This window comes from Neisseria sp., from assembly GCF_041804105.1.
Lineage (GTDB): Bacteria > Pseudomonadota > Gammaproteobacteria > Burkholderiales > Neisseriaceae > Neisseria.
On sequence record NZ_JBHCJY010000100.1, the window covers coordinates 1 to 14765 of the forward strand.

The window sequence follows — 14765 nt, forward strand, 5'->3', positions numbered from 1 at the left end:
CTCGGTAGGCAGCACCCCCACATATATAGTCATCGGTTTTTTGCGTACATCGTCCAAATAGAAATCGTCGCCGCTGGTGGCCGCTTCCACCACCGGGTCTAAGAAAATACTCAACGGCGTGGTCATGGTGGAAACAATATCCGCACCGGTCTTGGCATTTCCGTTGGCAAAGTCTGTCAGCAACGTAACGCAGTTATCACTCAGGCGCGTATGCTCTTGCTGTTTTCGCAACTCCACCTCTTCTTTAATCCATTCAGCCAATGTTTTGCCGTTCTTTGGGGTAGCCAGGCGGAACAGGTTGGACAGCGTGGTTTTGTTTTCAGGCAGGTTTAAATCGCGCTCGCCCTCGGTTTCGATCAGGTACATCAGCAGCCCTGAAAAAAGTTTGCGGGACGATTCGGCAAAAAACATTGTGCTGCCGTTTGGATTGGGCGGATCGGGATACAGAATCGCCGCCACGCCTTGCGCGTCTTTATAGGTGTAAACAGGGTTGCGGCGCACATAAGTCAGCGGGTTCCAACGGTGGCTGACCAAGGGGGCATTGGGATTGTGTTCGTGTTCCGGCAGGCGGCCGCCGGGGTTAAACAGAAACACTTCCTGCCCGTGTTTGGCACGGAAACCGGCGGTAATCAGAAAGTTTTCCATCTTCGGGTCGTACACCACCATGCTGCCACGGTAATGCAGGCAGTTGGGAATCACAATGCCCACACCTTTGCCCGAACGGGTGGGGGCGGCAAGATAGACAAACTCTTTGCTGCTCCAACGCAGATAATCCGAGCCGTATTTGCCGATCAGCAGGTCGGGGGCTTCATCTGGATTGAATTTTTCTTTCAGCAGCCCGAGCTTTTTGATTTCCCTGCGGTTGGCAAACCGTGCCGAGCCATGCAACTCCCGCTTCGGTTTGGAAAACAGGGTAAACAGGATGACCGCCAAGGCCAGCAGCGGAACCAATCCTGCGACAACCGATGCGGCCTTTAACGGAAACACCATGTTTTCGGGCAGACGGTCGATGTGCTGCCAGTATTTCCACAGCATTCCTACCGACGGTTCGGTTTTGAGACCGAGCCAAAGACGGTAAACCATACTGCCGAGGTACATTCCGGCCGCCGCAGCCGCAGCGGTAAAGACGGCGGCAACGGAAAGCCCGATCCAAATTTTGCCTTTATTCATGTCAAATCAAACTCCGAAAAAAAGCCCTCACAACGGCGAGCGTTTGGTATGGTTGGGCAAATCCAATTCATTGGGGTCTTCAATCGTAAAAATCCGTTCTTCAGACGAAATCAAATCGGCCAACGGCTTGGTAAGGATTGTTATGCTCGAATCTGAAGTATTTGACGTTATGTCCCCCAGACCCGTACCGGTGTCGGGCGAAGTCAGCACCATGTGCGACTGTTGGGGCCAACAGACCGGAGTAACCGCATCTAAGACGCACATTTCCGATTCTCTGTCAAAAATGTCATCAAAATTATGAATAATATATTGGAACAGGTCTTCGGTACTTTTCAGCGGCGGGCATTCGATAATGCGTACCCATATCCGACCGGGTTTGTCTAAAACCGGAATTTTTGCGGCATTCAGCGCATAAACGGATACACGGACAAAATAGAAAACATTCGCTTCGGCTTTGGTCATGACATCATTCCTTGTGCAGTTAAAGAAAAAGCGGCCGCTACAAACGGCCGCTCACGGTTTTGAGGGAAAAGGGAACAGATACTTTTTACCCGGCTGCCCCGGATACCGGTAAAACGGCCTGCGTCAATGCCGTTGGCGGTAATCGGCCGGATTGACCGGGCGGGCATCCGCCCACAAACCCGATTTGCCGATTCTGGCCGCTGCTTCCGCACGGAGCATCGCGGCATCTTCGTCATAGCGTCGGTACACCCAGGCATATCCGGCGGCGACCATCGCGTGATTGACATCACGTCCGTTTACATTAACCCTGCCGAGTGTGCGGCCGTACCGGTCTTTACCGCGGACGGTAACGGACACCGTTTTCCCGAAAACCAGTCCGGACAAAAACTGCCGGGCATCCCGGCCGTAAGCCTGTGTTTTTTCCGGGGCATCAATACCGTGCAGACGGATGGTCGTCTTTTCCTGCCCGGACAGGCAATGGAAGGTATCGCCGTCGGCAATTCCGACCACACGGCAGCGGAACTCATGTCCGGTGTCGGACAGACCGTGATACCACCAGCCCGCTGCGGCGGTGGCGACGGATAAAAGAACGGCAGCCGGTATCGCACCGGCCGCCTGTCTCAATTTCGGAAACACGGGTCACTCCATCAGGAACGGCTGTGTAAAAAACAGCCGGTTTGTTTTTCAGACGGCCTTACTTCATCAGGTCGTGGATAACGCCGCTGGCGGTATCGGCCGGTTGCGGTGCCGCCCGCTGGCGGGTATGGATAATCTGCTTCTCCGTAACGATGACTTCGGTTTTGCTGCGCTCTGTCCCGTTGCGGTCGGTATATTGGCGGGTTTGCAGTTTGCCCCATACTTGCAGGCAGTCGCCTTTTTTCATGTACCGGCAGACCGTTTCGGCATCATGGCGGTACAGTACGACGGCAAACCATTCCGTGCGCTCCTGTATTTCGCCCGTTTCCCTGTCCGTCCACTTTTCGGTAACGGCAAGCTGGATGTTGCAGACGGCGTGGCCGCTGGGCATATACCGCAGTTCCGGATCACCGCCCAGATTACCCATGAGTTCGATTTTGTTTACAAACGGCATTTCGGTTTCCTTTAAACTTGATAACGGGATACGGACTTATAGGCAAGGGATATGGTCGTTACAGGCGTTTGATTGGACAAATAACGCAATTCGGGGTCTTTGCCCAAATTGCCCATCACTTCGATGCGGTTCAGGTATGGCATAGTGCAATCCTTTTTAAAGTTTACAAAAAACGGTTTTTACAGACGGCCTTGCATGGCATAGTATTTTTCGACCGGATCAAAATAAAGTTCTTTCAGACGGGTTTTCTCAAAGTAACAGATAACGTCTATGGTTGACCGTACCGTATTCAGAATGTAGTTGTGATCCATTGTCTGCCCCGTCGCAGATTCTTTGGCCAACTGCGCGATACGGTGGTGGACGTCGCGGGCACCGTTGGCATGGACGGAAGTCAATCCGCCCGGATGCCCCGTATTCAGCGCAGCGAGATAATCCCATGCCTCGTCGCCGCGTAACTCCGTCAGAAAAATCCGCCCGGGTTTCAGCCGCATACAGGCAGCAATAATCATCTTGGCCGTAATATGCGCGCTGTAAAACAGGTGGATATGATTCGGGTGCAAAGGCAAATTGAGTTCGTGGGTGTCTTCAATGGTCGCCAACCGCTCGTGAACCGGAATCATATCGGCAAGGGTTTTGCTAAAAGTGGTTTTACCGGAGCCGGTAGGTCCTACCGAACAAATGTTCAGTTTTTGCTCAATGGCAATCCTGAAAAATTCGTTCAGTTCCCCGTTAGCCTTGTGTTCCAACATTTTGTACTGCCAGTCGGCCAATTTGATGTCGTGCGGCAGTTTCATTCTGTCGGATACGTCACGCATCCAACGGCTTTCAATTTCGATTTCCGATTCCGTACGGCGGTCAATCACACCGTGTCCCGATACGTCGCGAAATCCGTTCAGACGGCCTGTATTGATATAGTCCGACATTAAAAAACGGCTGTCTGACGGTTTGCGGAAGGCAAAGACAACCGTCCCGTTTTCGCAACTCGGCGACATCATGATGTGTCCGCGCTCGCCGTCGGGAAGTGTGACGGAATGAATCGGGAATTCATACGAGATGTGTTTTTTGTTGAACGTACACAGGGTATTGGCCAGTCTTTCCAAAACCGGCAGCGTCAAATCCGGCCGTTCGATACGGCGGCAGCCGTCGGTATCTTCCACAAATACTTCTCCGGGACGGTTGATAAATACTTCGGTAACGCCCGGGGTATTGAGATATTCGGTCAGCTTCAGATTGTCGAGTAAATTACGCGAAGAGGTAGAACTGTCGTGAATCATTGTTTTTTCCTGTTTTAAAACGGCTTGATACATGGCCGCAGTTTTCAGACGGCCATGTATCAAGCCGCTCCTTTTCGGGAGCGGCTTCGGGTCAGTAGCGGTCGGAAACGGTTACGTTTTCGTACACTCCTGAAAAATCGACATCACGGGCGGCAAAAACCATGATTTCGGTGCCTTGGTTGACATAACCGGTCGGCGGAATGTTGATGCTGTTTTTCAGCACTTCCGTTGCCAAATCCTGAGCGGATTCCGTGGTGCTTTCAAAATTCACATCCGTATTGCGGTTGCTTTGGCGGTTGTTTGCGCCCGCCACCACTTCCTGAATCATGCTGATCATGACTGCGCCGCCGATGCGCCGCCAAAAGTGGTGTTTGACTTTGGCCGGATGACCCGATGCACCGAGTGCATCCCCGCCCGGGCTGTCCAATGCCACACGGACACCGTTCGGGGTTTCGAGTGTGTTCCAAAGTACGAATACGCGCGCCTGACCTTGGGTCAGGGCCGAAGTCTGTTCGCCGATGATGGTGGAACCGCGTTCGACCAGCAGCGTTTTGCCGTTGGCGGAATACACGTCCCGCGTTACCTGACAGCGGGTCAGTCCCGGATGCGTAGTGACAATCCTGGTGGTGGTCACGCAGGGAATGCCCGTTCCACGGTTCAGGACATACGTCAAATCGCCACGGTTTTCGGCAACGGCGGCCTGATAAGTACCCGGACGCAGTTTGGCGGTCAGCGGATTTCCCTGCGGTGCGGATGCGCCGCCTTCCGTTGCGTCTGTTTCCGTTCCGCCGGACGGACTGCCGGAAATTTGTGCGGCCGCGGCCGAACTGCCGCCCGTACCGTCCATGCCCTGCGGAGACAGGTCGGCATCCAGCCGCTCGTCCGTTTCGGGTTCCGATGCGGGAACGGTTGCCGCAGGCTGTATATCGGAAGCGGCGGATGCGGTTTTCGGGGTGCTGGCTGCGGCAGGTTCGGCTGCGGAAGCGGCAGATGCGGACTTCGTAGCCAATTCAAGCTCTTCCTTTTCCGAGGCGAAGTTTTTACTGCCGGCTTTGCCGTCCATAATTTCTTCCGCTTTTTGTTCCTGAGTGTCTGAATCGCCGGAGTAATTGAGGATACCGGCAACGGCAACACCGGCCGTGACCAACGCGGCAATGAGAAAAAGCACGGTAGTCATGGTTTTTCTGCTTTTTACATTCAGATCAGTCGGAATGCCCCGTTCGATTTTGTTGTCGCCGATGCGTTCCCGCAAACTGGGCATCTCGTCGTCGGATCTGAAGTCATGGTCAGGTCTGATTTCATTCGGATTCATTTTTTCTCCTTTTTCATACGGACGGTACGGCTTTGGGTACTGCCGGTCAGGTTGAATCTGCCTTTGGATTTGTAACCGCGGTTTTCGATACCCAGTACCGATTTGTTCAGACGCAGTACGAAGTTCTTGGCGGTTTCGTGGATAACCAGCGTATCGCCTTCAATGTGGCTGTTGACCGCGCTTTCCGAACCGTCGGCGTTTTTACGGAAAACCGCAGGCATTTTTTCGTCATTGTCGTAGCGCAGGTAGGTAAAGCGGCCGTTGTCGAATATTTCGGTCGGTGCAAGGTCTTTTTTGCCCCGTCCCCAGTAATTGCGGTTGTAGTCGCCGCGAACGGGATTGCGGGCTTCGCTGGCACGGATCACGGCTGCTGCCTGAGCCTGTTTTTCCATTTCCGCACGCTGTTTTCTGCGGGATTCGCGCGGATAACGGAACTCCAGTACGAATGTCGGCGGATGCTTTTTGTTGGCCATTTTCAAATCCAGCGAATAACGGCGGTTTTTGTTGGATACCATCAGCAGGTTGGTGGCAGGCTGCGGCTTGGTCGGTTTGAAGAAGATGTTGTTGCCGCGTACCCTGACCCCCCATGCCTTGCCGTACCCTGTTACCAACCCTTCGTTGACCGGATTATTGACATCGACGGTTTCCCCTTCCTCCAACTGAAGCAGGGAGGCATAACCGACTTGGGCCCGGACATTTACCACGTCGTAAGGGTTGTGGTTCACATGCTGAATCCTGCTGTCGTAGGGGGAGCGGTTCGGATTGACGGCGGCAGAGGCCGTCTGAAACGACAAACCGGCCATCAGGCCGGTTATCAGTAGCGTGTGTTTCATCATGGCGCAACCTCTTCGGTAACGTTGTAGCTCAGTACTTGGAAACCGAGCGGGTTAATATCGCGGACTGCCTGGGTCATCGGGGTGGATTTGAACTCGAAGCCGATGGTGGCAATCATTTTTTGGGGAGGAGACGGTTTGATTTCGGAATTGCCGGCAGGAACCAGCCGTTTTTCAAACCGTACCTGCGCCAAATCGCCGACAAACGAAATATTGGTTACTTTTACCAGCACTTCGTAATTCTGCTTCAATATTTTATGGGGCGCGGAGGGGCTTTCGTAAAAGGCTTTGTATTTTGCCTGTACGTCAGGACCGTTGAAGAGTTTGGTTGTGTCATAAAATGCCTGAATGTTGTTCCAGTTATAACTTTCACGAAAAAGGACATACTGGTAAACCCAATGGCGGTTCGTTACTTCGTCATAGGTCATCTGTTTGTTTTTAATGGTGGTTACCACATTGGTGGTTCCCGTGGCATTATCGACTTTGATCACGAAAGGGACAGCTTCCTTCAAGGGGGTCAAACCGGAAACGGCTGCAACGGACAAACCGGAAATCACCAGTGCCCCGATACCGAGACGCTTCCATATCAGTTCGCTTTTTTGTGCCTTATCTACCAGAGATGCTTCAAAGCCCCGAGCCATCAGCATCATCTGATTTGCTTCTTTGCGGATGCTTTTGGTCTGTTCTTTCTGTATTTGCTCTTCCGTTTTGGGCTGTTTGTTTTTACGCTTAAAAGAAAACATTATCTTACTCCGTTGTGTTGTGCGTTAATCGGAAATGCCCGTCCGTAGGGCTGTTTCGGTGCGGACGAACAGGCGGTTAGGGCGGCGGACAATGCCGCCAGCAGAATCAGTTTTTTCATGTCGGTTGAATCCTTTGGCAAATAACAAAATCATGCGGAACAAAAAAAGCCCGGACAGCAGATGCCGTCGGGCTTTTATCGTGCAATGTAAAAAAATCAGTCGTCGTAACGGTCGCGGCCCGCTCCGAACAGGCCGATTAAGGCAATCGGAAAGACCAGAGCCATCATAATGGCCGGGGCGATGTCGCTGTGGCGGTTGAAGTAAGCCACCGCCGTCAAACCGAATACAACGCCCAAACCCATCAACAGTTTCATATACCGTCTCCTTTTCATCCGAATTTTTCAAAAGCGTAATCGTTTACTGCTGCACTCCATTCACGTCCGTTGCGTAGGTTTCTGACGGCAACGGTACGGCCGTATCTGTCGAGCAGGTAAACAGTATAACTGTGTGCCGCCCATCCGAAAACGCTTTGTCCGTATTGTACTTGGTCGAAATTCTCCCAACGTACCCCGCGGATGCCTTCCGACCACGGAAACAGCCCGCTGTAATACCACACGCCCGTCTCGTCGATGTAGGCACGGCAGCGGCTGAGTTTGAACAGAATCCATCCGAAACCGGCCAGATACAGTAGGGAAAGGCCGTACAGTATGGTTTGGGCGGCGGTTTTGCCCAATGCAATACCGAACAGTCCGGACACGACGGAAAACGCCGACGACACGACAAACAGATACAGCAAAATGCCGATAACGAAATATTGGACATATGCCACCCAAGACAGGCGTGCGGTCATGATTTACTCCTTACGGTACAAGTTAAGACGGACGTTTGTTCGACATGGGCGTGATATTGCCGCCGCTGCGCCGGGTGGAGGCGGCACTCAGCATTGCGCCACCGAGACGGCCTGCCGCACCCGCTCCGTTGGCCAGCGACATCAACTGGCGGGTTGCCCCCGATACCGCCGCACCGCCGGTCAATGCCGAGGCTATGGACGGAATATTAAACACAACGACAAGGAAAATGATGGTTTGCAGCAGAAACAGCGGCGGCAGCAGTTCGGCCGCGGCGTAATCCGCCACACCGCCGCTCAAGGCCATGTTGACGGCTTTATCGAATGCCGCCATCTGCAATTTGGTCAGCAGCACGAACATCGTACAGGTAATGATATGGTTCAGACATTGGCCTATCCAGTTGATTGCGTACTGACGGGTGGACGGAAACAGCAGACAGCCGAGAAACAGCGGACCCAGCATCAGCACCAAAGCCAGCGAAATCTTGGCGACCATATAGAAGGCAAAGGACAGGCCGACCACCAAGGCTCCGCAAAGGGAGATAACCAAGCCGATTTTAAGCACCAATCCGAAATGCACACCTATTTCCATCCAATTGTGTTGGTCATGAATTTCAGATATTTTATCCAATAAATCCGTTAACAATTTCCAACTGGCATCCATCGCCGATGCTTCCACTTTGTACCCGCCGGCAAAAATACCGGCGATTTCGTCAGGCAAGTTATAGATAATGCCTGCCAGCTTCATATAGTTGGAAGGGGCGAAAGAAAGACCGATAATCAGAATCCAGCCGATACATTTTTTAAAAAAATCGACGGCGGCGACATTCAGGTTCGATTGGTAGTAATCCCAAATGACCAACAGTACATACAGGGAGAAACAGGCCGTAAACAGCGGCGTAATCTGGCCGATAAAGTCTCCGGTCTTGTCCAGCAGGTTCTGCCCCAAATCCGCACCGAGCGTTTTGGCCACATCTGCAAAAAAAGTCGACATAAACGTCTCCAAATAAATAAAGCCACCGTATAAACGGTGGCTTGGGGGATATACCAGTAGTTACTTTTCTGGACGTGGATACTTCTGATTACAATCAATATTTGTATTATTGATTCGATTTTGACGAATACAACTATTACGTTTTTGATTGATTTCAGCGATCTCCCTGTCTTTGTTCATCTGTTCATAAAACTTCTCTTCTTCGGATTTGCCGCAGGCAGCCAGTAAAACTACCATACAGATTAGACCTGACAGTCGAAGTTTCATTTCAGATGTCCTTTCAGTTAACCACAGGATTTATTGGTATTGTTAATCCGGTTTTGGCGGATACAACTATTACGTTCGGCTCGCTTTTTCATTTGGACTTTTTCTTCCAGTTCCATATGGCGTGCCAGTATATCGAGACTGGTTTGGTTTTGCTGGATGATGCCGTTTTCCAGCGCAATCCGGTTTTGCAAATCGGCTGCCGCCTTCGCATCTTTGGTCTGATTGGCCTGATTCATCAGAGCCTTAATGTTCTTAACCCGGACTTGGGAATCTTTGATTGCACGCAGCGACAAATCGAACTGTTTGGTCAAACGTTCGTTGTCGGCATTCGGATTATAGCCCTTAGACGACAGCAAGTCTTTATAGTTCCCGTCTTTGAAACCTTTTGCCGATTCATAGACCTTTTTCCACTCATCGGGCAACTGTTCCAAAGCTTCCGTTTGAAGAATGTTGCCCAAATTGCGGTTGCCGGTCACAGCCTTGACCTGATTTCTCAGTTCCTCAATCTGTTTGACTTGGTTTTCAATCTGCGAAACCAATTTGCCGACGGCAGTAGGATCGACAACCGTAATACCGCCTGCGGATGCCGCAGGCACGGTACCGACGGTCAAACCGCCTGCCAACAATACCGCCGCAGCGGTTTTTTTTAACTTTTTGAAATTCATTTGAATCTCCTATGGATAAAAAGAAAACGCCGCTTTTGGCGGCGCATAGGTGGAAGCCGCCCGAAGGCGGCGGGGAAAACAGAAAGGCCGTCTGAAATGTTTCAGACGGCCTTTCTGCCGGGGGAGGCGGACGGTTTTCTGTCCGATACCGCCTGATAAAGCAGCGGCAGCCATACATCGGGGTCTTCGCTGCCCGTTTCTTCCATGATGCGGTGCATCAGGACAACGTTTTCGGATGTGCCGGAAAGTACAACCAGTTCGTTATCGTAACCGTGCAGGTCAAGGGTGGCGAATGCACTCTGATTACCCTGTTTGATCAGGGAAATACGGCTTTCAACCGGTAGTTTGAGCAGCTCGGAACATTCTTTTTCGGAAAGACCGCACTTCATGTAGGATTCTTTGCCGGCATCGGGGTTCGGTAAGAATATTTTGGTCGGTGTCTGTTGGACGATGGCGGCAAAATTCGGGGAATTTGCAGCATCTTCCGGCGACTGTGAATCCAAAATCATAAACTCACCCAATTTACGGCCGGTTTTCAGCGTCTTAAGCATCAGTTCGGACGTAATGGGAAAGCGGTCGGCATACCAGAATTCGGCAATGACCGAAGCCAGCAAACTTCCTTCATCTGCCACACGTTGGGCCATAATCTCCTTCAAATAGAACAGGTAGGACAATACCGGGCCGGTCGGTTCATAGTCCCGTTTGAGAATACAGCTTGCATCCAAGCCGATGCGGTAAAACGCTTCCGGATCGAAACGGTTGCTCAGGCTGTCCAAACACCAAGCGTATTCGCCGTTTTCGCTCCGACACCACTTGGCAAGACGGGTACGCAATGCGTTGGCATCGGTGGAATACGGCAGATTGTCCAGCAGGGTACTGAAATTCCGATGCTCGAAATCGAGTTGGAAAAGCGTATCGACGGCCAGTTTGATCTGTCTTTCTTCCGCCGGATTCGCCCCGCCGGCACACAGATTGACCAACCGGTAGAGAAAACTCCGGTGTTTCGGCAAGTCAGGCAGTTGGAAAGGATTCAAACCGCTGTCCGCACCTTCTTCTATGGCGTAATACGTCCCGCCCAATGCGCGCACGAAAATCTCCATCCCCCTGTCCAAATCCAGTACGAACAGGTAAGGATTGAACCGTTCCATAAAGGCCAAGACGGTAGTCTCAAATGCCGTTTTACCCGTACCCGTCGCACCGGTTATCAAAGTGTGGCCTGCAATCTTCTTGCCGGTTGTATCGATGTCTTTACGGCTGTAATGCAGGCTCAGGTTAAACAGGGTATTGGACAGCGTTTTCAGCGGCATGACCGGAGAACCGTCGCCAATCGGATTCCCCCAGCTTTTGCCTTGGGAATAGTTGTGCATCCCGAAAACGGTCGCCAGATTGACCGTGGTTTTCGGCATCATGCGGGGACGGTGTTTGTATCCGGGAATCTGACTGAAGAACGTGGCGGGCATCGAACCGGTGGCATGGACAAAACGGAATCCGTTTGCATTGAGAAATTCCGTCATGGCCGTCGAACCGTTTTTACGGGCGGCTTTCGGCGTATCCCCAAAAACAATAAGTGAACTCGAATAATCTCCGAACATCGTCCGTCCGGCTGAAAGTTCTCCTTCACCGATTTCCAGTTCGGCCTGTTGGTCTTTTGCTTTGTCTTTAGAACTGATCAAAGCATTGCGCTGCTGACCGATAGCCGACAACATATCTGCATTCTCGGTATAGATGAAACTCTGCGTCAGCGTGAATTCACACGGCAGGGACAACACCTTCAGCAAAGTCATTATTTTGCTTTTACCAAATTCTTTCAGGTCATAACAGGTTGCAAACTTCCGATGCAAAGCGGTACGGATTTCCATAATGTCCGTACCGAAGTGCAGGTCGGCAGCCGGAATGACTTTATATGCCGCCGACGGCGTTAAAGGAATATTTTCCCTTAACCCGCCGTTAACCAATGTTCCGAAAAATTGGTAAACTTCGGAAAATATTACACCGTTGTCGTTCTGAAAAGTGCCCAACGGCTGCGGGTCAAAAGCATTCAATCCCTTGACGATTAAATCAAACAACTCATGTGCTTCTTCGATGCCGTCTGAAAAATCGCTGTATTTCAACACACAGGAAATATAGAACAGATTTTCAAAATAATCTTTCCGGTTGAACTGTTCGCCGATATACCGGTCGGCAAACTGCTGACAGAATTTGTTTTGAAAAACATAGTCCCGTTTCAAATCAATTTTCTGACGTTGCAACGTCGTCCATATGGCAAGCCGGTTGCCGTATTGTTTGCCTGCGGCATTCAATACCCGGCAAAGGGTTTCGTTTGCTGCGATTAAATGGCCATCGTTTACTCCTTCAAACGGGATGCCGTCGAATTTGACGGCAAACCCCAAATAACCGTCTTCATAGTGCACAATATGTTCAGCAACGTGTCGACTGACTTTCGGAAAAAAGCCTTGCAGCGACGGCTGCCTCCTCAGATTTTTCGTTAATACATCGGATGTAATCATCGCGTTCTCTTCCAAATTTGGTTGCGGTAATGGTTAAGGTATCGCCGAAAAGATTGGATTTCCTTCTGACAAACCACCAGTAAATTTCCAAACACAATATCCGTATCGCCTGATCATCTTTTTTGGTGATATATCTCAGAAACACCAAACAGGGAATGGCCAGCAAAAAAATGCCTACTGCCTTTAAATCGTAAAACGGCAGTAGGAACATCGTTGCGGACATAAAAACCATCACAATGATAAAGCCCGGAATCAGCGGCACACCCCACACCATTGCAACACGGGACAACCCTTCATAGGTGCCGTATTCCGTGTCGATATTTATATCGGGGAGTTCGTTCATTTAGTTTCTTTCTTATGCGGGTTAACCGAAAGAGGTGTTCTGACCCAACTTGAAAATGGCCATAGCCAAAGCAGGACCGCAACCGACGAGGAAAATCCAGCCGCAGACTTTTAAAATGTCACCGAATTGCATTTCCCTCATCGCACCCAAAATAGCGACACCGACGATGATTACGCCGGAAACAACCGCCAAAATGTTGTACCACTCTTTGAACCATTCTTTGAGGGAGTTTTCGGCAGTTGACAAACCGCCGGCAGCCAACGCTACCTGAGCACCCCCCAATATTGCACAAAATAAAGCGGCTTTGACCCATTCGCGGGTGTTCTTACTTGCATATTTCATTTAAAACTCCAAAAAAAAAAACCGCCGGACGGCGGATACAGAAAAACGGCCAACAGGCCGCGGACTAAAAATCACCAAATACATCCCAAGACTTACGTTCCGGAACGTGTTGGGCAATTTGGACTGGGTGCACGGCCTTAACCGCCCGTGCAGGCTGATTTGAAAAGCGTGTACCGGTTACAGATGCTTTCTGCACCGGCTTACTGTCGGAAACTTTGGCAAACGCAAATTTTTCCGACTGCACGGGAAGTGCATGACCGTTCAGACGGGCATAGCGGGCTTTGACCAGCCGGACATAGTTTTGCGTTTCGCGGTAAGGGGGAATGCCCCTGTATTTGTCCACCGCACCTTCGCCCGCGTTGTACCCGGCCAATATCAAATCGATGTTGCCCCGGTAACGGTTGCTTAAAAACCGCAGATAGCGTGTACCGGCGATGATGTTGTGTTCGGGGTTGTACAGATATTTGGGATTAACTCCCATCCGTGCAGCCGTCGGCGGAATAACCTGCAACAGGCCGCGGGCGTTTTTGGGAGATAGGGCATAACGGTTGCCGCCGCTTTCGCGCGCCATAACCGCCCATACAAGGTTTTTGTCCAACCCTTGTGCCGCAGCATGTTTTTCAACCAGATGCTGATACTGCGGATAAGGGGAGGCGGCGCAGACACCGGATGCCAACGCCGCTCCAACGGAACAAACAGTCAGAATGGATGTTTTCAATTGATTCAATCTCCTTTTGGGTAACGGGAAAACAAAAAGGCCGTCTGAAGATTTTCAGACGGACTTGTGTAACTCAGAACGGAATATCATCGTCAATATCGTCAACCGGTGCCACAGATGTCGCAGACTGCTTCCGTACCGGTGGTTCAATCGGGCTGCCACCGCTGGCTGCCGCGTATTGTGCTGCGGTCATGGGGGCAGAAGTACCCTGTTGAGCAGAAGCCGTTTGGCTGGGATGCGCCCCATTCGATTTGCTGCCGAGCATCTTCATTTCGCTGCCGATGATGTCGTAGGCGGTGCGTTCGATGCCGTCTTTACCGGTGTATTTGCGGCTTTGGATGCGGCCTTCGATATAGACCTGACTGCCTTTGCGTAGATATTGAGCAGCGATTTCGGCCAAACGGCGGTAAAGGGTGATGTTGTGCCACTCGGTGCGTTCCTGACGCTGACCGGTATTGCGGTCATTCCATGCTTCGCTGGTAGCCATGCTGAAATTGCAGACAGGTTCGCCGTTGGACATATAGCGGGTATCAGGGTCGCGGCCTAAATGGCCGATAAGGATAACTTTGTTGAGGGATGACATATTTATACTCTTTCGCAAAAGGAAAAGGCCATCTGAAATAAATCAGACGGCCTTAAACAATAACTTTTGTTATTAAATTGTGTTGCTTAATTCGGATAAAAATCATAACCGTAAACCGATTCGATGAAAAACAGGCTTACGGTTATGTTTTTTGGGGTGTGCCAAATTTGTGACTGAATAAGGGCACATGTGGCTGTCTGTGGCTGAAGTTGCAGGCTTCGCATTCGTTAAAAAACAATTAGTTATATTTTATATTTTGGACTTTTAATCCGTTGGTCGAAGGTTCGAATCCTTCACGACCCACCAAGTTTTTAAAGCCTAAACAAGCGTTTAGGCTTTTTTCTTTGCCACCGCCTATTTTGGGGTGTGCCAAATTTGTGCCATGATTCAGACCGATACCGCCCGATAATGCAGCATGTTCGTGCAGATGTTCCTGCCCAAGATGGGCTATGCGTTTTTTTCTGTGGGGGTAATTTATATAGCAAATAAACATATTATTCGATACAATTCCACCATGGCCTATTCACAAGACTTCAAACAACTCGTGCTCAAAAAACTCCGTCAAGGATGGACGATTCGTAGAGCCGCAAAAGAATTCGGCATCGCCATCTCCAC

Annotated in this window: 20 protein-coding genes; all 20 read right to left on the reverse strand. The window is 50.8% G+C overall.

The window, feature by feature from the left end; genetic code table 11:
- Positions 1 to 1170 (reverse strand): type IV secretory system conjugative DNA transfer family protein (locus tag ACEYDX_RS09020; protein WP_373741689.1); only part of this gene is annotated, 1170 nt, incomplete at its 3' end.
- Positions 1171 to 1197: 27 nt separating this feature from the next.
- Positions 1198 to 1632 (reverse strand): hypothetical protein, encoded by a 435-nt coding sequence (locus ACEYDX_RS09025; RefSeq protein WP_373741690.1) that lies wholly within the window; start codon positions 1630 to 1632, stop codon positions 1198 to 1200.
- A gap of 123 nt (positions 1633 to 1755) precedes the next feature.
- On the reverse strand, positions 1756 to 2268 hold the full coding sequence (locus tag ACEYDX_RS09030) for a thermonuclease family protein (protein WP_373741691.1): 513 nt from the start codon (positions 2266 to 2268) through the stop codon (positions 1756 to 1758).
- Positions 2269 to 2326: 58 nt separating this feature from the next.
- Entirely contained in the window at positions 2327 to 2722 is a 396-nt protein-coding gene (locus tag ACEYDX_RS09035; RefSeq protein WP_373741692.1) for a single-stranded DNA-binding protein, read from the reverse strand.
- 11 nt (positions 2723 to 2733) lie between these two features.
- Entirely contained in the window at positions 2734 to 2865 is a 132-nt protein-coding gene (locus ACEYDX_RS09040; RefSeq protein WP_373741693.1) for a single-stranded DNA-binding protein, read from the reverse strand.
- Positions 2866 to 2901: 36 nt separating this feature from the next.
- On the reverse strand, positions 2902 to 3996 hold the full coding sequence (locus ACEYDX_RS09045; protein WP_373741694.1) for an ATPase, T2SS/T4P/T4SS family: 1095 nt from the start codon (positions 3994 to 3996) through the stop codon (positions 2902 to 2904).
- A gap of 91 nt (positions 3997 to 4087) precedes the next feature.
- On the reverse strand, positions 4088 to 5308 hold the full coding sequence (gene virB10 / locus ACEYDX_RS09050) for a type IV secretion system protein VirB10 (protein ID WP_373741695.1): 1221 nt from the start codon (positions 5306 to 5308) through the stop codon (positions 4088 to 4090).
- The gene (locus ACEYDX_RS09055; RefSeq protein ID WP_373741696.1) at positions 5305 to 6144 is read right to left on the reverse strand and encodes a TrbG/VirB9 family P-type conjugative transfer protein; all 840 of its coding nucleotides are present in this window, start codon (positions 6142 to 6144) and stop codon (positions 5305 to 5307) included. Before ACEYDX_RS09055 ends, virB10 begins: the two co-directional genes overlap by 4 nt.
- Positions 6141 to 6884 (reverse strand): virB8 family protein, encoded by a 744-nt coding sequence (locus ACEYDX_RS09060; RefSeq protein WP_373741697.1) that lies wholly within the window; start codon positions 6882 to 6884, stop codon positions 6141 to 6143. Before ACEYDX_RS09060 ends, ACEYDX_RS09055 begins: the two co-directional genes overlap by 4 nt.
- A gap of 215 nt (positions 6885 to 7099) precedes the next feature.
- Positions 7100 to 7258 (reverse strand): pesticidal protein Cry5Aa, encoded by a 159-nt coding sequence (locus ACEYDX_RS09065; RefSeq protein WP_373741698.1) that lies wholly within the window; start codon positions 7256 to 7258, stop codon positions 7100 to 7102.
- A gap of 14 nt (positions 7259 to 7272) precedes the next feature.
- Positions 7273 to 7734, reverse strand: a complete 462-nt coding sequence (locus ACEYDX_RS09070; protein WP_373741699.1) for a cytochrome C oxidase subunit III — start codon at positions 7732 to 7734, stop codon at positions 7273 to 7275.
- Between the two features lie 22 nt (positions 7735 to 7756).
- Entirely contained in the window at positions 7757 to 8725 is a 969-nt protein-coding gene (locus tag ACEYDX_RS09075) for a type IV secretion system protein (protein ID WP_373741700.1), read from the reverse strand.
- 60 nt (positions 8726 to 8785) lie between these two features.
- Positions 8786 to 8992, reverse strand: a complete 207-nt coding sequence (locus ACEYDX_RS09080; RefSeq protein ID WP_373741701.1) for a conjugal transfer protein TraH — start codon at positions 8990 to 8992, stop codon at positions 8786 to 8788.
- Positions 8993 to 9009: 17 nt separating this feature from the next.
- Positions 9010 to 9657, reverse strand: coding sequence for a type IV secretion system protein (locus ACEYDX_RS09085; protein WP_373741702.1), 648 nt, complete (start codon positions 9655 to 9657; stop codon positions 9010 to 9012).
- Between the two features lie 101 nt (positions 9658 to 9758).
- Positions 9759 to 12068 (reverse strand): conjugal transfer protein, encoded by a 2310-nt coding sequence (locus ACEYDX_RS09090; protein ID WP_373741703.1) that lies wholly within the window; start codon positions 12066 to 12068, stop codon positions 9759 to 9761.
- A 7-nt stretch (positions 12069 to 12075) separates the two neighbouring features.
- Positions 12076 to 12507 (reverse strand): VirB3 family type IV secretion system protein, encoded by a 432-nt coding sequence (locus ACEYDX_RS09095; protein WP_373741704.1) that lies wholly within the window; start codon positions 12505 to 12507, stop codon positions 12076 to 12078.
- 21 nt (positions 12508 to 12528) lie between these two features.
- Positions 12529 to 12849, reverse strand: a complete 321-nt coding sequence (locus ACEYDX_RS09100) for a hypothetical protein (protein WP_373741705.1) — start codon at positions 12847 to 12849, stop codon at positions 12529 to 12531.
- A 64-nt stretch (positions 12850 to 12913) separates the two neighbouring features.
- Positions 12914 to 13567 (reverse strand): lytic transglycosylase domain-containing protein, encoded by a 654-nt coding sequence (locus ACEYDX_RS09105; protein WP_373741706.1) that lies wholly within the window; start codon positions 13565 to 13567, stop codon positions 12914 to 12916.
- A 73-nt stretch (positions 13568 to 13640) separates the two neighbouring features.
- The gene (locus ACEYDX_RS09110) at positions 13641 to 14150 is read right to left on the reverse strand and encodes a single-stranded DNA-binding protein (protein WP_373741707.1); all 510 of its coding nucleotides are present in this window, start codon (positions 14148 to 14150) and stop codon (positions 13641 to 13643) included.
- 238 nt (positions 14151 to 14388) lie between these two features.
- The gene (locus ACEYDX_RS09115) at positions 14389 to 14643 is read right to left on the reverse strand and encodes a hypothetical protein (RefSeq protein ID WP_373741708.1); all 255 of its coding nucleotides are present in this window, start codon (positions 14641 to 14643) and stop codon (positions 14389 to 14391) included.
- Positions 14644 to 14765 lie beyond the last annotated feature (122 nt).